Origin of the sequence: Gramella sp. Hel_I_59 (genome assembly GCF_006714895.1) — a bacterium.
In the GTDB taxonomy this organism is placed as follows: domain Bacteria; phylum Bacteroidota; class Bacteroidia; order Flavobacteriales; family Flavobacteriaceae; genus Christiangramia.
This window is the reverse complement of the sequence record NZ_VFME01000001.1, coordinates 1,235,796-1,254,875: the sequence shown is the minus strand read 5'-3', so window position 1 is coordinate 1,254,875 and position 19,080 is coordinate 1,235,796. Positions and strand designations below refer to the sequence as shown.

The window sequence follows — 19,080 nt, the reverse complement described above, 5'->3', positions numbered from 1 at the left end:
ACTTAGCTAAATGCAATAAAACAGGTGATATCCAGTAAGAAAACAACTCATTCTTGAAAGTACCTTCCCGGATATTACCTGTTATTGTAATTGCTCAATTTTGCTGTACCTCATTATGGTTTGCGGGTAATGCAGTGATGCCAGAGCTAATTTCAGTATTCGAGTTATCTTCCAATGCTCTAAGCTTACTTACCTCTGCCGTACAATCTGGATTTATTCTCGGGACCTTATTGTTTGCTTTTTTAAGCATTTCAGATAAGTTCTCTCCAACACTTGTTTTTTTTCTGTGTGCCATTTTCGGTTCAATTTTCAATCTCTCCACGATCTTGGAAGAGAACAACCTGTATAGTCTAATGATTTTTAGGTTTCTGGTAGGATTCTCCCTGGCAGGCATCTATCCGGTTGGGATGAAAATAGCTTCAGATCACTTCGAGAAAGGATTGGGCAGATCTCTGGGGTTTCTGGTGGGCGCACTGGTTCTGGGTACTGGTTTTCCTCATTTATTAAAAGCTACCAGCGAAACTGTGCAGTTGAGCTGGAATGTGGTGATCATTAGCACAAGCACATTGGCGCTTCTGGGCGGACTTCTCCTCAAGATGCTGGTTCCCGACGGACCATTTCGGAAACCTCATCAGGCTAAAAATTCTGCTAATATTCTCAAACTCTTCCGTAATTCTAATTTTCGAAGCGCTGCATTCGGGTATTTTGGCCATATGTGGGAACTCTACGCCTTTTGGGCTTTTGTGCCTCTTATGTTGAAGATTTACAATAATTTACATCCTGATAGTATTTCGAATATTCCTCTTTATAGTTTTCTCATTATTGGTTCTGGAGCGGTGGCTTGTGCTATCAGTGGTATTTTATCTGAAAGATTCGGCGTGGCTCGTGTTGCCAGAATAGCATTGATCTTTTCAGGAGTATGTTGTCTCATATCTCCTTTGCTAATGTTATTTGCTTCGGAAGTGTTCTTTATTATTTTTCTGATCTTCTGGGGTGTAATGGTCATTGCCGATTCTCCATTATTTTCAACACTTATCGCAAGATCTGCTCCTGCTGAAGGTCGGGGAACTGCACTTACCTTAGTCAACTCTATAGGATATGCGATCACTATCGTGAGTATCCAGGTTGTCGATATAAGTCAGGATCTATTTCCGCAGCAATATATCTTCCTGGTACTCGCTGCAGGTCCTATTCTGGGTGTTCTTTACATCAAAAACTTCAGAAGTAAAAGTTTATAAAAAGAATCCACGGCATTTCTTATATTGAAGAAAATAAGATCATGCAAATTGAAGCAAATTCTCCAGAACAGTATATTTCCGCAGTTCCAGCAGAAAGAAGAGAAGCACTTGAAAATTTGAGAAAGACCATTCTGGAGAACCTACCCAAAGGCTTCGAGGAAACCATGAATTATAAAATGATAGGTTACGTGGTGCCACATTCTATATTTCCTGATGGATACCATTGTAATCCTGAGCTACCACTTCCCTTTACCCATCTTGCAAATCAAAAAAATTACCTTGCGCTGTATCATTCAGGTATTTATGCAGATGCTGAGCTTAGAAATTGGTTTGTAGTTAACTATAAAAGTATCACTGGAAAGAAACCTGATATGGGAAAAAGTTGTGTTCGGTTTAAGAATATGCAAACTATTCCTTATGATCTTATAGGTGAGCTTATGACCAGAATGACCATTGAGGAATGGATCACACTTTATCAAAATCGTTGAAAAATATCTAATTTTTAACAGATTGGGAGTATTCCAGTTAAACCTCTCTTAAGTATTCGATCGTCTTTCTTAAAGAATTGGTGAGCTTTACTGAATGCTGTAAGTTCACCAGCTTAAATATAAAATAAAAGATTATGAAAAAGATACTAGGTGGAATTGCGATTATGTTCGCACTTGGAACAGCAACGGTAAATGCTCAAACTGCCCCACTACCACAGCAACAAATAGAGGTAACCGATTCTGAATTAACTGAATTTGCTGAAGTTTTTCAGAAGATGAGAATGGTAAACCAGGAAGCTCAACAGGAGATGATTCAGGTTGTCCAGGAACAGGAACTGGATCTGCAAAGATTCAATGAAATTCATCAGGCGAACATGGATCCAAACAAAGAGGTGGAAACAACTGAAGCTGAATCAAAACAGTACAAGATCGTTGTTGCAGAACTAGAAGAGATCCAACCACAGTTTCAACAGAGAATGGAGAAATTAATTGGTGAAAGTGATCTTAGTAAGGAACGTTACCAACAATTGGTGATGGCACTACAAAAAGATCCTGAACTTCAACAAAGATTACAGAAGGCACTACAGGGATAATTCTTAGTTTCTATATATAGAAAAGTGGGCTCCGCCCACTTTTTTTATGCCTGCGGCCGAAACATTTAAGTCTATTTTAAAATTCGAATGTCCCAGAGGCATCAATTTTGTTGTAATTTTAGAAATATTAAATAACTATGGCAAGCCTACTTAAAAGCAGATTCAGTTTTATCGTGATCATGATGATGTTTACGTTGTGCAATGCCCAGCAGAAATCGAACATGCATCAAAAGGACAGTTTAGAGTATAGCAATAAGATCGTACCGGAAAACATATGGCGTGAAACCTATGTAGCACTTTCTCACTATCCGGAGCTTAAAGACACTCCTATTGAATTTAAGTTCAAAAAGAACATAAAAAAGTCATTTATGCAGGCTCAACCAAAGTTGAGCGGATTCTTCAAAAACAGGAAGAATAGAAGCTATGTTATTTATATTAATGAAAAATTCAAGATCGAAGACGAAACCTTTAGTGTAAAAGACGTCCCTTCTGAAGTTTTAATAGGATGGCTTGGTCATGAGCTTGGTCATGTAATGGACTATCGTGATAGATCTGCTATAGACATGTTATGGTTTGGAATTCGCTACGTGACCTCCAATAACTACATTCGTGAAGCTGAAAGAGCTGCAGATACGTATGCGGTGAATCACGGATTAGGCCAGAATATTATCGCTACTAAAGATTTTATCCTGAATCACTCTAAGCTAAGTGAAAGCTATAAGAGCAGGATCCAGGATTTATATCTATCTCAAGAAGAAATTATGGTGCTAATTGATGAAATTCATGAAGAAGTTATCGACTAGTTGTTCGATTTAAGATCTTCAAGGAATTTTTCCCATTCAGCGAACTTCTCTTCATTCATTACTTTTTCCATTTTAACCTGACCACCTTTTTTCTTATTGGCAGCGTTCCATTCATGGAAAGTATTAGGATCTATAGTTTGAACACGAACACCTTTCAAGGCTTTTCCACGTGCTACTTTGTAGTTCTTATTGGCATTTTTCAAGGCGTTATCCAGGCTCTCAGATAATTTATCTGAATCTGCAGGATCTTCTGTTCCTAAATACCAGTAATGGTAATATTCGTTGTCTTCTCCCCGTTTAGCTGAAACTACATATTCCGGGATTCTAATATCATATTCCTCTTCAAGTTCCTGAACAGCATCGTTCATTTTATTTACTGAAAGTTGAGATCCTACAACATTCAGGAAAAATTTCGTTCTCCCGGTGATTCTGATCTCATGCTTTTCTTTATCTGTAAACTTAATAGTATCACCAATAATATATCTCCAGGCTCCACTCACGGTCGAGATCAATAATACGTAATCAAATTCCTCTTCTACATCGTCTATAGAAATTACCGGCGCATCATCGGTCAGTGAACCATCCTGATTAATGTAATCTGGCTTGAACGGTACGAACTCAAAATAGATCCCATTATTGGTGATCAACTTCATTGAATGCGTGTTTGGCCTTTGCTGAAATGCCAAAAATCCTTCCGAAGCAAGATAAGTATCAATAACCTGTACCGGTTTTCCCAGCAGTGCATTAAAACTTTTCTCGTATGGTTCAAATGCCACCCCACCAGAAGTGTAAACCTGTAGATTAGGCCAGATCTCGTGGATATTATCAACTTTATGATATTTAATAACTTCTTTTAGCATAAGTTCCATCCATGATGGAATTCCGCTTAACGCACCTATGTCCCACTCTTTTGCAGTCTCGGCGATCTTCTTCACACGTTCGTCCCACTCATCAATCTTAGCGATCTCAACGCCTGGCTTATAATAACCTCTAAACCAGAATGGAATATTACTGGCGCTAATACCACTAATTTCACCTTCTTCGTGATCTCCTTCTTTCTGCAGATCTGTAGAACTTCCCAACATCATGATTTCTTTTTCGAAGAAATCTGCTGGAAGATCAAAATGGCTAAGAGCACTCACCTGCTGTATTCCGGCATTCCGAATGGAATCAACCATATCTTCAGTCACCGGGATTCTCTTGCTGGTTTTACCAGTAGTTCCAGAACTTAAAGCAAAATATGGTGGTGTACCAGGCCAGGTAACATCTGTTTCGCCTTCGTGGTATAAATGCCACCATTCTTTATCGATCTTGTTATAATCAAAATAAGGTACTCTCTGTGCAAATTCCTTTTCCACATCTTCTGCTTCAAGAATTTCTGCAAATTTATAATGTTTTCCAAAGGCCGTATCTTTTGCCTTATCCAACAGACTTTTTAAAACATCCAGTTGCTCGGTATTAGCATCACCTTCTGTAGTAAAAGAATCTTTTATATCAATCAAACTCTTGATTATAGAACCGAATATTGCCATTTTCTGTAAGTAGTTTTTAATCTGATCAAAACTAAAGATACGATAGCTCACAGGCTAAAGATTACAAAATATTTAACTCAGAAATTTTGTAGGCTTTATCTTACTTATTTTTTATATTAGTAAGTATTTTTGGAGGAAAAAGTTAAATGCCTTCGAACATCGATGAAATGCAAAAAATAACTGTAATATTTACAGTCCGAAGTATAATTATAGCCATTACAACTACATGAATCAAACTTTACCCCAGAACCAGTCTCGTTATAGAATGGTTTCCTACGATGAAGCTTCTCCGGAAGTTCAAACAATTTACGACGATACTAAAAAAACCTTACAACTTCCCTTCGTTTTAAACTGGTTTAAATGCCAGGGCGATAATGCGACGCTACTTAAAGGGAACTGGAGCAAATTGAAGAATACGCTTATGGAAGGTGAAGTTCCTAACGTCTTAAAGCAATTGATCATCTACAACGTTTCGAAAGAAAGAGGTTGCAATTACTGCTCTCATGCACACGGCATCTTTGCAGATAGTATGAGTAGTATGATCTCAGAAGATGAAGGTTTTAAAGCTACACAACATATCAATAGTCCGTCGATGCCGGTAAGTTACCGAACCGCTGTAAAGATCGTTACCAAAGCAGCCTTAAATCATTCCGATATCTCTGATGAAGATTTTAATAGTCTGGAAAAAGCAGGTTTTACAAAGAGAGAAATCCAGGAGCTTATGGCTCAGGCAGACCTGGTAAACATGTTGAATACGATTGCAGATGTATCTGGAATTAAGATCGATAATGAACTTTTAGAAACTCCGGAATAAGGGTTTTCTTTTACGATGCAGGATATTAGCAGCAATACTTCCCAGCTTTACAGGATCACCTATGAAGCATATTCCAAATTCGCCAACGGTATAAATCGTTGTTCGAACCTGGAAGAGATCGCTAATGTTTGTAAGACTAACCTGAAGTATCTTATTAATTTCAGGATCTTGAGAATGTGTATCATTCGGGAAAAAGATAATTTCATCGTTGAACAGTTCTCTGGTAATATCTGGTATGATTTTGAATCGGAAACCGAAATATTTCCTTACGAGAGAGATCTTAAAGAAACGGGCATTCCGTTACTTACCGGAAGCATTCCTGATAAACTTCTAAAGAATAAAATAGAAAGGTCAGAACTATTTGATCCGGTACTCTGGGGATGGGCATTTGATAAGACCGATTCAAAGGTGATTGTATCCCTGCTAGCCGATCAACACATGACCTTTTCAGTAGGAGATATTGATATTCTGAAGCTCGTGGTTGATTGTATACAATCCAAGTTCAACGAGATCTATCTTAAGAAGCAGCTCGCTATTCAGAATAAAAATTTAACCGAAGCTTATGAGACCATTAAGCTTAAGAATGAGCAAATCGAAACGATCGTAAAAAATCAACAGCAGACCATTAATAAACGAACCGAATCTATTGCTGAAAAAAATAAGAAGCTACTTCATATTTCTGCACTTAACGCCCACAACGTTCGTGAGCCTTTATCTAGAATACAAGGCATAGTGCAGCTGGCAGAACTAGTGGATACCGAAACATTTAAAATTGAAATGATGCCAAAACTTGAATCGACCGTGAACGAACTGGATGTAGTTTTAAAAGAAGTGGTAGAAATGGCATCTAAAGAAATAGTGGCTTTAAAAGCTGAAGAATTATGAGTAAGATCTACCTGGTAGATGACCAGCCAATTTCGAATTTTATTACCAAGAAACTTCTTGAAATCGAAGGATATCAAGGTATTGTAAAAGATTTTACGAACCCGTGTGAAGCTATGGAGTTTGTGTCTGAAGACAGTGATGCAATAATTTTTCTTGATCTAAATATGCCAGAAATGAACGGCTGGGAGTTTCTGGAAATGTTACAAAGCAGGAATTGCAGGCACCGTATCATCATTCTTACTTCAAGCACCAGTAAGATCGATGTAGATAAGGCTAAAGATTATCCGGCAGTAATTAAATACATGGTGAAGCCTATGAATAAGCAGAAGTTTTCCGAACTTTCGGGACTTTTAAAAGCTTCTTGATTGCAACCAGATCCTCAGAAATTATTGGAATTAGCCTATGCACAAATGCATTTTGGCAAATATAAAGGTGTCTATCTTTCAGATATCCCCGAACCATATTATGTTTGGTTTAGACAAAAAGGATTTCCGCAGGGGAAACTTGGCGACCAGATGCAACAGGTTTACGAACTGAAAGTTAATAGTCTCGAGGGCCTTTTGAGACAAATTCGAATGCGCTATCCCCGCCCCAGAAAATAGGATCCTCTCCTGTTAAAAACCTCTTAAGATTAGAACTTCAAAGTAAGCGGTTTTTCTATTCTTCTTTGTAATTTAGCGCCCTGAATAACAACACAACAAACACGATTAGAAATGGCCGATACCAAGTATATATTCGTCACCGGCGGTGTATCTTCCTCTCTTGGAAAAGGAATTATTGCCGCGTCTCTGGCGAAATTATTACAGGCTAGGGGTTTTAAAGCAACTATTCAGAAACTGGATCCTTATATCAATGTAGATCCGGGAACTTTAAATCCTTACGAACACGGAGAATGTTATGTGACTGAAGATGGAGCTGAAACAGATCTTGATCTTGGTCATTACGAGCGTTTTCTTAATGTTAATACTTCCCAGGCAAATAATGTTACTACCGGAAGAATTTATCAAAGCGTCATTGAAAAAGAAAGACGTGGTGAATTTTTAGGAAAAACAGTACAGGTAGTTCCTCATATCACTAATGAGATCAAGGAAAGGATACAGATCCTCGGAAAGAATGGCGATTACGATATTGTTATTACTGAGATTGGAGGAACTGTAGGTGATATTGAATCTCTACCATACATTGAAGCTGTAAGACAGCTAAAATGGGAGCTTGGCGATGATAATGCTCTGGTAATTCACCTTACCCTGGTTCCATATCTTTCTGCTGCAGGAGAGTTGAAAACCAAACCAACTCAGCATAGTGTAAAAACTTTGATGGAAAGCGGTATCAAAGCCGATATTCTTGTTTGCAGAACCGAGCATGAACTATCAGATGATATCAGAAGAAAGCTTGCCATCTTCTGTAATGTTAGACAGGAAGCTGTGATACAAAGTATCGATGCAAGAACGATCTACGATGTTCCAAACATGATGCTCAAGGAAGGGCTGGATACAGTGACCATGAAAAAACTGGATCTCCCTACCGACTCTACTCCTAACCTGGATCGCTGGAATCAATTCTTGAAGCGACATAAGAATCCTAAGGCTGAAGTACATATTGGACTTATTGGAAAATATGTGGAACTTCAGGATTCTTACAAATCTATTCTGGAATCTTTTATTCATGCTGGAGCCGAGAACGAAGTTTCTGTGAAGGTAGAATACATTCATTCAGAATTTATAAATGATAGTACGATCCACAATAAAATAAGTCATCTTGACGGAGTTCTGGTTGCACCAGGATTTGGAGAACGTGGTATCGAAGGAAAGATCGACGCGGTAAGATATGCTCGTGAAAACAATTTACCATTTCTGGGAATCTGCCTTGGAATGCAAATGGCTGTCATCGAGTTTGCCAGAAACGTGCTTAAATTAAAAGGTGCTAATTCTTCTGAAATGGATCCTGAGACCAAACATCCGGTGATCGATCTTATGGCAGATCAAAAAGAAGTTACACACAAAGGTGGTACGATGAGACTTGGTGCGTGGGATTGTGAACTGAGTAAGAAGTCTGTAATTCATGACGCTTACGGGAAAGACATGATTTCAGAAAGACATCGTCATCGCTACGAATACAACAATCAATATAAGGAACAACTGGAAAATGCAGGAATGCTAAGTACCGGTATAAATCCAGAAACAAAACTGGTGGAAGTGATTGAACTCGCAGACCATCCATGGTTTGTTGGTGTTCAATATCACCCCGAATATAAGAGTACCGTGGCTAGTCCACACCCCCTGTTTGTCTCTTTTGTAAAAGCTGCATTAGAATATTCAGAAAAGAGACAAAGTGCCAAAATGGCGCAGAAATAGAAACTGGTCGTTTATTTGACTGGGTAGATTAAGCAATACTAAGTAATGGAAGAAAAGAAAATTGACGTCCAATCCATCATTGGATTTATTTTAATTGGTGGTATCCTTCTCTGGATGCTTTACAATAACACTCCAGACGAAACGGAGAGCGTAGATGAAGTTACTACGGAAGAAAACATCAATAGAGATCAGGAAACAACTCCTGAGTTCGAAGAAAACACAGCCACACCAGCAAGCGACTCGACCGCTCTTGTAGATGCTCAAAAACGTTTGGGTGCTTTTGGATATTCTGAAACACTGTCTTCTGCAAAAGGAGGTTCTACGACGATAGAAAACGACCTGCTGGAACTAAGAGTTTCTAATAAAGGTGGTTACATCGAAGAAGCAAGACTGAAGAATTTCAAGACCTTCGATTCGATTCCAGTATATCTTATCAAAGATGGGAATGCTTCCATGAACATGAGTTTAAACACTACTGATGGAAGAACTCTCAATACGCAAGATCTATATTTTGAACCGGAATTAACTGAAAACAATGGAAACCAGATCCTATCTATGAAACTTAAGGTTTCAGAAGATGAGTACCTGGAATACCGATACGCAATGAGACCGGGAGAGTATATGCTGGATTTCAGCGTACGTTCAGAAGGACTTACCGGCGTGTTAAATTCTTCAGCAACTCCTGTACTTGACTGGAAATTGAAAGGATACCGTCATGCAAAGAGTATTTCATATGAGAACAGGTACACTGACCTTATCTGGGAATATGATGGTGGTGATGATGACAGTTTAAGTGATGGTGATGACGATGATGAGGATATAAGTTATATCGCTTACAGACAACACTTTTTCTCCTCTATTTTACTAACAGACACACCATTTGCAACTGCAAGTTTCGAAGTAGAGAATCTTGTTGAGGATGAAGAGATCGACACCGTTTACACCAAGACTTTTGCTTCCAGCATTCCTTTGGAACTAAAGGCTGGTGAACTTAACTACAATATGAACTGGTATTATGGTCCTTCAGATTACAAGATTCTGAATGATTATGATAGAAACCTGGATGAAATTATTCCGCTAGGTTGGGGAATCTTTGGATGGATCAACAAATATCTATTCATTCCATTCTTTGCATTTTTAGGAGGCGTTCTTCCAAGTTACGGTCTGGCGATCATTGCTATGACCATTGTGGTTAGAATTGTCCTATCTCCAGTAACTTATAAATCTTATTTATCACAGGCTAAGATGAAGATCTTAAGACCAGAGATCAATGAGCTGAATGAGAAGTACAAGGATAATGCGATGAAAAAGCAGCAGGAAACCATGAAGCTGTATAGCAAAGCAGGCGCCAGTCCTATGAGTGGATGTTTGCCAGCGCTTATGCAGATACCGGTATTCTACGCCTTGTTCCAGTTCTTCCCGAGTGCATTTCAGCTTAGACAGAAGAGCTTCTTATGGGCAGATGACCTTTCCAGTTATGATGTTATCGCAGAACTTCCTTTCCATATCCCATTTTATGGAGATCATGTGAGTTTGTTCCCGATACTTGCTTCTGTAGCTATCTTTATCTATATGATGATGACTACCGGGCAAAGCATGCAGGCGAATCAACAGCCAGGAATGCCTAATATGAAATTCCTGATGTACCTGTCACCATTGTTTATGCTGGTATTCTTCAACAACTATGCGAGTGGACTTTCCTTGTATTACTTCACTTCGAACCTAATTACTATTGGAATCATGCTAGTGATCAAATATGTGATCGTAGACGAAGATAAGATTCATGCGAAGATCCAGGAAAACAAGAAAAAACCTAAGAAACAGAATAAGTTCACTCGAAAGTTCCAGCAAATGATGGAGCAGGCTGAAGAGCAACAAAAGAAACAAAAGGGTAAATAATTTCTTCTGAAATATATTTAATGAAAAAGCCTCCGCAAATGCGGAGGCTTTTTTTCTTTGTTCTGAGCTTCTGTTATAACGTAGGTAAAATAACAGTGTCAATTGCATGAATTACTCCATTTGTAGCCTGAACATCTGTAGCGATAATGGTTGAAGTTCTTCCGTTTACATCGGTTATAGTTGCAGTATCGCCAAGATTTATAGTAAAATCCTCACCCTGAAGCGAAGTTACTACTATACCATCTTCAAGTTCATCTGAAGTTACATTCATATCTATTAGAACATGATAGCTAAGCACCGTGGCCAGCGTATCAGCATCAAGATCTCCAAGTTCCTCAAGTTCAAGTTCAGCCAAAAGATCTCCGAAAGCTGTATTTGTAGGGGCAAAAACAGTAAAAGGTGCTGGAGAATCAGCTGCTTGTAGAGTGGAAACGAAAGTATATGAATCTTCTCTGGTCAATGCAGCAACCAAAGTGTCAAAAGTAGGATCTGCAAGTGCAAAAGTTACCACATTAGGTAATCCAATTACATCGCTTACAGCGTGTATCACACCATTATCCACTTCAACATCTGCTGTTTCAACAGTACTCACCCCATTAATAACCACACCATTTTCAGTATTGATATACATACTTAAATTCTCACCATCAGGTCCGGCTGTAGACATACTTTCTATATATCCGGTAGAAAGATCTGAAGACATGACCTCTCCCATTTGTACATGGTTTAAAAGAACCTGGGTAAGAACATCTGTTGGCACATCTTCCAGAGCATCGAATCCATTTTCATCAAGGAAAGCGGCAAATGCATCATTATCTGGAGCAAATACAGTATAAACATCATCTCCAGTAAAAGTAGAGGTCAATCCAGTAGACTCTAAAGCGGCTAAAAGTGAAGAGTAATTTTCATTAGCAACCACAAAATCTGCTATGGTATTTGATTCTACCACATCGTCTGTTGGGTCGGGAGTTTCCATGACATCGTCTGAAGTCATGAAGTCATCGTCTTCGTCACATGCTGTAAAACCAAAGCAGATTACCAGCAATAGAATACTAATTTTTGAGTTTTTGAGAATTGATTTCATATCATTTGAATTTTAGTTAAAATTTTTGATCACTTAAAGCTACTACTGAATTTTTAATGATTCTGTTTAATCTTTGTTAAATTTCATTAAACAGCTTAGTTTCTGATGCTCAAATATTTACAGATTACATCAACCAATGAAATCGACAAAACTTTGATTATATTTGAGAAACCTAAATACCTATTTATGAAGAAGATTTTAATATTATTACTATTCACAGGAATCCTTGCTTCCTGTAGTGATGACGACGATGCAGGAGTGGATAATGACGGATCGATTCTGGGAACCTGGTTTCTTGTCGAAGCTAATAATGTACCTGGGTTTTCAATTAATGAATGTTCCAGCCAGTCATATCTTAGTTTCATGGACGATAACACTGCTGACTCAGAATTTTTCACAAATGCTGGTGGCGAATGTGAATCTGAAACTTCTACAGGAGACTGGAGCAGTTCTTCCAATTCACAATACACTTTTACAGTTCCCGGTTTTGGAGAACTTACTGGTAATGTATCATTTGATGGTGATCGTTTTACGTTTACCCCAAATGACCTTCCTACTTCATCGCTTACTTTTGAAAAATAATTTTCACCAAAGTTTTATTGAAAAGGGTAGCTTTCGCTACCCTTTTTTATTTCGTAATTTTGCGGCTTCTTATCCGACTCTTATGTAAGTCAAAGAAAAGTTACGATACCTATGAAAAAAGTAGTGGTTGGTTTATCCGGAGGTGTAGATTCCAGTGTTTCAGCATACCTGTTGAAAGAACAGGGATATGAAGTGATTGGTCTTTTTATGAAGAACTGGCATGATGATACGGTGACCATCTCAGATGAATGCCCGTGGCTGGATGATAGCAATGATGCGATGCTGGTGGCAGAAAAACTAGGTATCCCATTTCAAACCGTAGACCTTAGCGGACAATACAAGGAACGTATCGTTGACTATATGTTTAACGAATACGAAAAAGGTAGAACTCCTAATCCCGATGTACTTTGTAATCGCGAAATTAAGTTCGATGTGTTTATGAAGATCGCCCTGTCTCTGGGTGCTGACTACGTCGCTACTGGGCATTACTGCCGTAAATCTGAATTTGAAAAGGATGGAGAAACCATTTACCAGCTTATGTCTGGAATGGATTCTAATAAAGATCAGTCTTATTTTCTATGTCAGTTAACCCAGGATCAGCTTTCCAAAACCCTCTTCCCTATTGGAGAACTTCAGAAATCTGAAGTGAGAAAGATCGCTTCAGAGCAGGATCTGGTAACTGCTGATAAAAAAGATTCTCAGGGACTTTGTTTTATTGGTAAAGTAAGACTTCCAGACTTTCTTCAGCAGAAATTAAAACCGAAAGAAGGAGTTATCGTGGAGGTTTCTTCCGAAGATGATATTTACAACGAGGAAGAATTGAGCTTTTCGTCTAAAAATGAGGAATTGCAGTTTCTATCTAAAAAATACAATTATCGCAAAGATCAGGGCAAGGTTGTAGGAAATCATCAAGGTGCACATTATTTCACAAAAGGACAAAGAAAAGGTCTGGCTGTTGGTGGTACTCCGGAACCTTTATTCGTGATCGATACCGATGTAAACGAAAATGTCATCTATACGGGACAGGGCAAGAACCATCCCGGGATTTACAGGCAGGCTTTGTTCATTTCAAATGATGAAGTGCACTGGGTTCGCAAAGACCTGGCTATAGGAAATGGAAAAGAGATGAAAGTTAAAGCTCGTATTCGATACCGCCAGCCGTTGCAGGAAGCAGTTTTACATCAAACTGAAAATGGCATGTATGTGGTTTTTGAAACACCACAGGCTTCGATCACTGAAGGTCAGTTTGTAGCCTGGTATAGTAAAGATGAACTGCTGGGTTCTGGGGTAATTTCGTAACTTACTTGCCTGCCGGCAGTTTGCTATGAAAAAAATATTCCTACTTATCTTTTTTATTTCCAGTTGTGCTTTCGCACAGGAACACGCTTTGGTTTATTTTACAGACAAACCTAATGCAGTTGAAGCACTCGAAACTCCCGAAAATCTTTTTTCTGAAAGAGCTTACGAGCGCAAATTATTGAGAGGTACGACTATTGACTTTCTTGATGTTCCGGTTCATGAAGCTTTTATTAGCGATCTTAAAACAAGATCTGGTTTCGAAATTAAGGCTAAATCCAAATGGTTTAATTGCGTTTACGTAATAGGTGAACGAAATTCAATTGAGGTTTTAGAAAGTCTGGATCATGTTGCCAATGTCCAGTTCCTCGAAGAACTTTCTAACAGGAGTCAAAGCATTCCGCAGAAAAGCAACGAGAATAAGCTTGAAACAGAAATAGATTTTAATTATGCTTCAACCTCTAACCAGGTTAGAATGCTTAATCTTCAGAATTTACATAAGCAGGATTTAACAGGAAATGAAATGATCATCGCCGTGATGGACTCTGGTTTTCCAAATGTAAATTCTCTGGTATCGTTTCAGAATTTAAGGAATAAGAACAATTTACTGGGAGGTTATGATTTCACGAATCGCTCAGAGGATTATTCCGCAAGCACACTGGATAACCATGGTACACTGGTACTTTCTACCATGGCTGCTTTTAGAGAGAATTTTTATGTAGGCACTGCGCCAGATGCTGCTTATTATCTTTTTGTTACCGAAGTTGCTGCTAATGAGACTCCAGTTGAGGAAGCCTATTGGGTTGCGGCCGCCGAGCGAGCTGATAGTCTGGGTGTTGATATCATCAATACTTCACTTGGATATACTTTATACGATAACCCGGCCTATAGTTATACTCCGGATGATATGGATGGGCAAACAAGTTTTATTTCCAGAGGAGCTAATATGGCTATGCAAAAAGGAATGCTGGTGGTCACTTCAGCGGGAAATCGTGGAGACGAAAATTATTTTAATATTATTAGCGCTCCTGCAGATGCTAATGTGCTTGCCATTGGTGGAGTTGATCCTACAGAGAACTATGCACCATTTAGTTCTGTTGGGCCCACCGCAGACGGGAGAATTAAACCAGATGTGGTCGCTCAGGCTATTGAGGTCGCAGCAATCAACGAAGATGATAGGCTCGTTGGGGTAAATGGCACATCATTCTCCAGCCCGATCATGGCAGGAGCCATTGCATGCTTCTGGCAATTAAACCCGGAATGGACTAATTTCGAGGTGATGCAATTGGTTAGAGATCTTGGGCATCTTAGCAATTCTACCAATAATTTTCTTGGTTATGGTATTCCAGACTTTTCAACTCCCGCAAATCCCATAGCTACTAATGCTTCGGAATTAGTTTTATATCAAAACCCGGTAGAAGATTTTCTGAAATTTGCCGGACCAGCAGCCAATTATAATATCCGGATTTTCAATACCGCAGGGAAAATGGTCTTGAACGAACGCAGCGTTTCCTCAGAAATTAATCTTTCCGGCTTTTCTCGTGGTATTTATATTGCTATGTTTGAATCTGAAAACACGACTGAAAAATTTCTTATCATCAAAAAGTAATGAGTTTTAAGCAAAATAGAATCACTGAACTTTTCAATATTGAATATCCTTTAATACAGGCGGGAATGATCTGGGCAAGCGGCTGGAAATTAGCCAGCGCAGTCTCTAATGCCGGTGGACTTGGAATTATTGGGGCAGGCTCCATGTATCCCGAAATCCTGAAGGAGCATATTCAAAAATGCAAAAAAGCTACCGATCAACCTTTTGCGGTAAACGTGCCAATGCTCTATCCCGATATTGACAAGGTCATGGATATTATCATTGATGAGGGTGTAAAGATCGTATTTACTTCTGCCGGGAATCCCAAGACCTGGACCTCTCACTTACAAAGTCATGGGATTAAAGTGGTACATGTAGTAAGCAGTGTGAAATTTGCTGTAAAATCTCAGGAAGCTGGCGTAGATGCTATTGTTGCCGAAGGATTTGAAGCAGGTGGTCATAATGGCCGTGATGAAACTACCACTTTTACATTGATTCCTATGGTTCGTGAAAAGATCGATATTCCGCTGATAGCAGCTGGAGGAATTGGCAATGGCAAAGGAATGTTTGCCGCGATGGTGCTTGGAGCTGATGCCGTACAGGTTGGAAGCAGGTTCGTAGCAACTCCTGAAGCAAGTTCTCACCAGAATTTCAAGGAAATGGTAGTAAAAGCGAAAGAAGGCGACACTGTACTCACCCTGAAAGAACTTGCACCCGTCAGATTACTGAAGAATAAGTTTTTTGAAGATGTTCAGGAACTTTATACTAAATCTCCAAGCAAAGAAGATCTTACTACATTACTCGGCAGAGCCAGAGCAAAGAAAGGGATGTATGAAGGCGATCTGGAAGAAGGTGAACTTGAAATAGGTCAGATTTCCGGATTGATCAACGAGATCAAACCTGCCGCAGAAATTGTAAAGGAAATGATTACTGAATTTGAAGAAACTAAAGTTGCTTCACAACAATTTTAAAGCGCGAAATCTTCGTATTCAGCTAATTTAGAAGCCACAAATTTTCTCCAAAGGACTTCTGCTTCTTTGTTTTCACTATGTGAAGTCTCTTCATCAAAACGATTCTGCATTGCGACTCTTTCAGCCTCAGTAATGTTATAAAGTTTCTTAAGATCATGTCGTATCCTTCTGCCTATTTCATATTCAGCAAGTCGTTTTCTTAGCTTGCGGGCATGTAATTCGGTTATATCAAAATGCAGTTGTTCATGAGCGAGTAAATATGCTGGATTATTCACATCCTTTACCCAGCTTAGATCTGGATAGAAATTACTTTTCACTTCATGGGTAAGCTCGGGCTTTCCTGTGCTCGTACTATAGTTCCAGGAATAGCTCATCCCGGAATTCGTATTTGCTGAAAAATCTATACTATGATCTGGTGAAGCCTCAAAATTTTGCCAGCTAAGACGATCTATATCAGCCCATTCAATTTTTCTGTTTTCCTGAGCACACCCAATATGGGAAATTCCGAAGAAAAATAAGACGAGAAATACTTTTTTCAAGAATACGTAAAAGTTACTGGCTTTTCTATATCTGTATGCAAACTATGATAGACCGGGCAGGTAAGTGCAGCGTTCTCAAGGATCTTCCTTTCCTTCTCCTCAAAGCTTCCTTTGATAGATATATTGATCTCAATTTTCGAGATCCTTCGTGGCTTATCGGTCATCACCTTGGTAACCTCAGCGGTTGTACCCTCAATTTCCATTTGATGATCAGTGGCTTTAATACCCATGATCGTCAGCATGCAGGAAGCAAGTGCCGTTGCCACAGTATCTGTTGGGGAAAAAGCTTCTCCTTTCCCATGATTGTCCACAGGAGCATCGGTGATCATTTTCGATCCACTTTGCAAATGTTCAGCTTCTGTTCTTAAATTTCCGAGGTATGTAACTTTAGAGGTCATTTGCTTCAGTTATAGTTAGATCTTCATTCAGGTTTAAAATATAGATCGCATCATTAGTATATCCACCTTCAGGCTTCATCAAATAATGAAATTTGCTCTCGTAATATTCTGTATAACCTGGGTATTTTTCAAAGCTTTCGTATAGATCTTTCGCAGAAGCGAGTCTGAGCAAGATATCCATTGTTAGATCATAACCACGAACGGCATACTGGTTAGGCTGTACTTTGAACTTTTTTGAATATTCCTTTACGAACTCATCATCCTGCTGGTTATCAAATTCTTTATCTACTGAAGGATAATGAAGTTTCAGTTTCCCCAGATGATTGTTGGAGATCACATCACTTTCGTATCCATTATTCTTATTGGTAGTAAGCAGCGTGATCTTATTATTTCTTGTCAACCTGTTCAAAGCAGCAGCAACACTACTTATAAGGTTCATATTTTCAGACTCAAGGATCACCCAGTTTTCTCCTGAAGACATCACTTCCGCCAGTTTTGCTTCGGAAACAAAATTATCTGAAGGGTTTAGTGTTCTCGCCGAAGGTACCGCACTCATCAATTCATTTTTGATGGCGTAAGATTTTGAGTCGGCAATAACGATAACATTTTTTCCACCCGCATTTCTAGCGATATAGTCAACCATCTTTGATCTTAGGAATTCCTCGCTTGGTCGGGACTGGAATAAGTTTCCGTAGCCTTTCATGCTACGATTACTTAGTGGATTGATCACAGGAATGTTCCTGTTCTCCAACGCTCCAGCCACAGTTTCTGTAACATCCTGAATAAGCGGACCTATAACAGCATCTACATTATCAAAGTTATTGGTTCTAAGAATGTTTGAAGCTTCTCCAGTACTTCTTCTGGTGTCATACACCTTAAGTTTTGTAGAAATCCCCATACTTTTCGCTTTCTCCACCGCCATTAGAACACCACTGTGGAAATCAAGAGAAATTCGTATCACTCTTTCATTAAGAATAGCATTACGATAGGTAGGAATTGAATCGGCATCAACCTTATCCAGATGAAACGGCAACATTAAAGCGATCTCCTTAGTATCACGATTATCGATAAAAGATTTTAGATCTACTTTAGACTGTGAACCTGCTTCCATACCAGTATACTGGTCATTCTCCTCATCTTCAGAATTTCCATCCTTTTTTGGAACCTTAAGCACCATTCCAAATTTCAATCCTTCACTTAATGCAGGATTCAATTTGATCAAAGAATCCTGAGATACTTCAAATTTTTTAGATAATCTGTAAAGAGTTTCCTGTGGTTTCACTTCATAAAATCGAAAACGATCATCTGTTATGATCACTGGTTCCTCATCCAGGACAGCAGTGCCAACACGAATCATCATTCCAGGCTGTAATATTTCTACTTTAGGATTCATCTCGTCCAGCTCCTTCAGTGTCATGCCATACTTTCTTGCAATTCCATATTTGGTTTCCTGCGGAAGTACAATATGCTCTCTGGTCATGAAGTTTTGCGAACTACTGGAAGCTTTAGAATTCACAGGTTTCTCTGCTGTAACTTTCTCTGACTGATTTGTTGATTCCGGTTGAGGAGTATTTGTTACCACCACATTTTCCGCAGGGATATTTCCAACAGGAATTTGAATGGTTTCTCCTATCTGAAGCTCCTTGGAATATAACTGCTTATTATACCTTTTAATATTATCGATACTAAGTCCGTATTCCTTGGAAAGACTATAAAGCGTCTCCTTTTTCTTTACCTGGTGTTCTTTAAAAGATACAGATGTAGCTGAAGTTTCTGTATTTGTAGACACTTCAGTATTATTTTCAGAAATTGGAATGACGAGTTTTTCATCGATCCCTATTCCGTTCTTTGCTTCCGGGTTGTATTTATAGATGTCCTCCTCATCAATACTGTAAGACTGGGAGATACTAAACACAGTTTCACCTTTTTTCACTGTATGATATTTGTAAGACTGCGCGTTTGCAGACATACTTATCACCTGGAAAAGGAAACATAACACAAATAGGTACTTCATTC

Annotated in this window: 19 protein-coding genes; 14 read left to right on the top strand and 5 right to left on the bottom strand. The window is 38.9% G+C overall.

What is annotated here, in order from left to right:
• Positions 1-137 precede the first annotated feature (137 nt).
• The 4 genes from JM79_RS05795 to JM79_RS05780 all read left to right on the top strand — a co-directional run bounded on the left by JM79_RS05795 (position 138) and on the right by JM79_RS05780 (position 3,122).
• Entirely contained in the window at positions 138-1,238 is a 1,101-nt protein-coding gene (locus JM79_RS05795; protein ID WP_347707218.1) for an MFS transporter, read from the top strand.
• Between the two features lie 41 nt (positions 1,239-1,279).
• Positions 1,280-1,726: a DUF1801 domain-containing protein gene (locus tag JM79_RS05790; protein ID WP_141877236.1), complete on the top strand. Its 447-nt coding sequence runs from the start codon at positions 1,280-1,282 to the stop codon at positions 1,724-1,726.
• A 134-nt stretch (positions 1,727-1,860) separates the two neighbouring features.
• Complete coding sequence (locus JM79_RS05785; RefSeq protein ID WP_141877235.1) at positions 1,861-2,319, top strand: DUF4168 domain-containing protein; 459 nt, start codon at positions 1,861-1,863, stop codon at positions 2,317-2,319.
• Positions 2,320-2,456: 137 nt separating this feature from the next.
• Positions 2,457-3,122, top strand: a complete 666-nt coding sequence (locus JM79_RS05780; protein ID WP_347707202.1) for a hypothetical protein — start codon at positions 2,457-2,459, stop codon at positions 3,120-3,122.
• Here the strand turns inward: JM79_RS05780 and JM79_RS05775 are convergent.
• A complete protein-coding gene (locus JM79_RS05775; protein ID WP_141877234.1) occupies positions 3,119-4,654 on the bottom strand; it encodes a GH3 auxin-responsive promoter family protein in 1,536 nt (511 codons plus the stop codon). The two genes, JM79_RS05780 and JM79_RS05775, sit on opposite strands and share 4 nt — an antisense overlap.
• A gap of 226 nt (positions 4,655-4,880) precedes the next feature.
• Between JM79_RS05775 and JM79_RS05770 the strand changes: the two genes are divergently transcribed.
• The 6 genes from JM79_RS05770 (at position 4,881) to yidC (ending at position 10,606) form a co-directional block, all read left to right on the top strand.
• Positions 4,881-5,468, top strand: a complete 588-nt coding sequence (locus JM79_RS05770; RefSeq protein WP_141877233.1) for a carboxymuconolactone decarboxylase family protein — start codon at positions 4,881-4,883, stop codon at positions 5,466-5,468.
• Between the two features lie 15 nt (positions 5,469-5,483).
• Positions 5,484-6,353 carry a histidine kinase gene (locus tag JM79_RS05765; protein ID WP_141877232.1) on the top strand — a complete coding sequence of 290 codons (870 nt, stop codon included), beginning with the start codon at positions 5,484-5,486 and terminating at the stop codon, positions 6,351-6,353.
• Complete coding sequence (locus JM79_RS05760) at positions 6,350-6,718, top strand: response regulator (protein WP_141877231.1); 369 nt, start codon at positions 6,350-6,352, stop codon at positions 6,716-6,718. The genes JM79_RS05765 and JM79_RS05760 overlap by 4 nt, the downstream gene beginning before the upstream one ends.
• Positions 6,719-6,955 carry a DUF3820 family protein gene (locus tag JM79_RS05755; protein WP_141877230.1) on the top strand — a complete coding sequence of 79 codons (237 nt, stop codon included), beginning with the start codon at positions 6,719-6,721 and terminating at the stop codon, positions 6,953-6,955. It begins immediately after the preceding gene.
• A gap of 111 nt (positions 6,956-7,066) precedes the next feature.
• A complete protein-coding gene (locus tag JM79_RS05750) occupies positions 7,067-8,707 on the top strand; it encodes a CTP synthase (RefSeq protein WP_141877229.1) in 1,641 nt (546 codons plus the stop codon).
• 45 nt (positions 8,708-8,752) lie between these two features.
• A complete protein-coding gene (yidC, locus tag JM79_RS05745; protein ID WP_141877228.1) occupies positions 8,753-10,606 on the top strand; it encodes a membrane protein insertase YidC in 1,854 nt (617 codons plus the stop codon).
• Positions 10,607-10,679: 73 nt separating this feature from the next.
• On the opposite strand, the gene JM79_RS05740 is transcribed toward yidC, so the two are convergent.
• Positions 10,680-11,690 carry a fasciclin domain-containing protein gene (locus JM79_RS05740; RefSeq protein ID WP_141877227.1) on the bottom strand — a complete coding sequence of 337 codons (1,011 nt, stop codon included), beginning with the start codon at positions 11,688-11,690 and terminating at the stop codon, positions 10,680-10,682.
• A gap of 186 nt (positions 11,691-11,876) precedes the next feature.
• Here JM79_RS05740 and JM79_RS05735 point away from each other — a divergent pair, with 186 nt between their 5' ends.
• The 4 genes from JM79_RS05735 to JM79_RS05720 all read left to right on the top strand — a co-directional run bounded on the left by JM79_RS05735 (position 11,877) and on the right by JM79_RS05720 (position 16,127).
• Entirely contained in the window at positions 11,877-12,272 is a 396-nt protein-coding gene (locus JM79_RS05735) for a lipocalin family protein (protein ID WP_185739463.1), read from the top strand.
• A gap of 111 nt (positions 12,273-12,383) precedes the next feature.
• Positions 12,384-13,571 (top strand): tRNA 2-thiouridine(34) synthase MnmA, encoded by a 1,188-nt coding sequence (gene mnmA / locus JM79_RS05730; RefSeq protein ID WP_141877225.1) that lies wholly within the window; start codon positions 12,384-12,386, stop codon positions 13,569-13,571.
• Positions 13,572-13,596: 25 nt separating this feature from the next.
• A complete protein-coding gene (locus tag JM79_RS05725) occupies positions 13,597-15,177 on the top strand; it encodes a S8 family serine peptidase (protein WP_141877224.1) in 1,581 nt (526 codons plus the stop codon).
• On the top strand, positions 15,177-16,127 hold the full coding sequence (locus JM79_RS05720) for a nitronate monooxygenase (RefSeq protein ID WP_141877223.1): 951 nt from the start codon (positions 15,177-15,179) through the stop codon (positions 16,125-16,127). The genes JM79_RS05725 and JM79_RS05720 overlap by 1 nt, the downstream gene beginning before the upstream one ends.
• Here the strand turns inward: JM79_RS05720 and JM79_RS05715 are convergent.
• From JM79_RS05715 to JM79_RS05705, 3 genes are read right to left on the bottom strand one after another with little or no spacing between them, the layout of a single operon-like run.
• Positions 16,124-16,666, bottom strand: coding sequence for a DUF922 domain-containing protein (locus JM79_RS05715; protein ID WP_141877222.1), 543 nt, complete (start codon positions 16,664-16,666; stop codon positions 16,124-16,126). The genes JM79_RS05720 and JM79_RS05715 overlap by 4 nt on opposite strands.
• Positions 16,663-17,064 carry an OsmC family protein gene (locus JM79_RS05710; protein ID WP_141877221.1) on the bottom strand — a complete coding sequence of 134 codons (402 nt, stop codon included), beginning with the start codon at positions 17,062-17,064 and terminating at the stop codon, positions 16,663-16,665. Before JM79_RS05710 ends, JM79_RS05715 begins: the two co-directional genes overlap by 4 nt.
• Positions 17,054-19,078, bottom strand: coding sequence for a LysM peptidoglycan-binding domain-containing protein (locus tag JM79_RS05705; protein ID WP_141877220.1), 2,025 nt, complete (start codon positions 19,076-19,078; stop codon positions 17,054-17,056). Before JM79_RS05705 ends, JM79_RS05710 begins: the two co-directional genes overlap by 11 nt.
• Positions 19,079-19,080 lie beyond the last annotated feature (2 nt).

What these genes read in the sequence shown, in the direction of transcription:
- JM79_RS05795 (WP_347707218.1), top strand. Translation starts at nt 138, where the DNA reads ATGCCAGAGCTAATTTCAGTATTCGAGTTATCTTCCAATGCTCTAAGC.
- JM79_RS05790 (WP_141877236.1), top strand. Translation starts at nt 1,280, where the DNA reads ATGCAAATTGAAGCAAATTCTCCAGAACAGTATATTTCCGCAGTTCCA.
- JM79_RS05785 (WP_141877235.1), top strand. Translation starts at nt 1,861, where the DNA reads ATGAAAAAGATACTAGGTGGAATTGCGATTATGTTCGCACTTGGAACA.
- JM79_RS05780 (WP_347707202.1), top strand. Translation starts at nt 2,457, where the DNA reads ATGGCAAGCCTACTTAAAAGCAGATTCAGTTTTATCGTGATCATGATG.
- JM79_RS05775 (WP_141877234.1), bottom strand. Translation starts at nt 4,654, where the DNA reads ATGGCAATATTCGGTTCTATAATCAAGAGTTTGATTGATATAAAAGAT.
- JM79_RS05770 (WP_141877233.1), top strand. Translation starts at nt 4,881, where the DNA reads ATGAATCAAACTTTACCCCAGAACCAGTCTCGTTATAGAATGGTTTCC.
- JM79_RS05765 (WP_141877232.1), top strand. Translation starts at nt 5,484, where the DNA reads ATGCAGGATATTAGCAGCAATACTTCCCAGCTTTACAGGATCACCTAT.
- JM79_RS05760 (WP_141877231.1), top strand. Translation starts at nt 6,350, where the DNA reads ATGAGTAAGATCTACCTGGTAGATGACCAGCCAATTTCGAATTTTATT.
- JM79_RS05750 (WP_141877229.1), top strand. Translation starts at nt 7,067, where the DNA reads ATGGCCGATACCAAGTATATATTCGTCACCGGCGGTGTATCTTCCTCT.
- yidC (WP_141877228.1), top strand. Translation starts at nt 8,753, where the DNA reads ATGGAAGAAAAGAAAATTGACGTCCAATCCATCATTGGATTTATTTTA.
- JM79_RS05740 (WP_141877227.1), bottom strand. Translation starts at nt 11,690, where the DNA reads ATGAAATCAATTCTCAAAAACTCAAAAATTAGTATTCTATTGCTGGTA.
- JM79_RS05735 (WP_185739463.1), top strand. Translation starts at nt 11,877, where the DNA reads ATGAAGAAGATTTTAATATTATTACTATTCACAGGAATCCTTGCTTCC.
- mnmA (WP_141877225.1), top strand. Translation starts at nt 12,384, where the DNA reads ATGAAAAAAGTAGTGGTTGGTTTATCCGGAGGTGTAGATTCCAGTGTT.
- JM79_RS05725 (WP_141877224.1), top strand. Translation starts at nt 13,597, where the DNA reads ATGAAAAAAATATTCCTACTTATCTTTTTTATTTCCAGTTGTGCTTTC.
- JM79_RS05720 (WP_141877223.1), top strand. Translation starts at nt 15,177, where the DNA reads ATGAGTTTTAAGCAAAATAGAATCACTGAACTTTTCAATATTGAATAT.
- JM79_RS05710 (WP_141877221.1), bottom strand. Translation starts at nt 17,064, where the DNA reads ATGACCTCTAAAGTTACATACCTCGGAAATTTAAGAACAGAAGCTGAA.
- JM79_RS05705 (WP_141877220.1), bottom strand. Translation starts at nt 19,078, where the DNA reads ATGAAGTACCTATTTGTGTTATGTTTCCTTTTCCAGGTGATAAGTATG.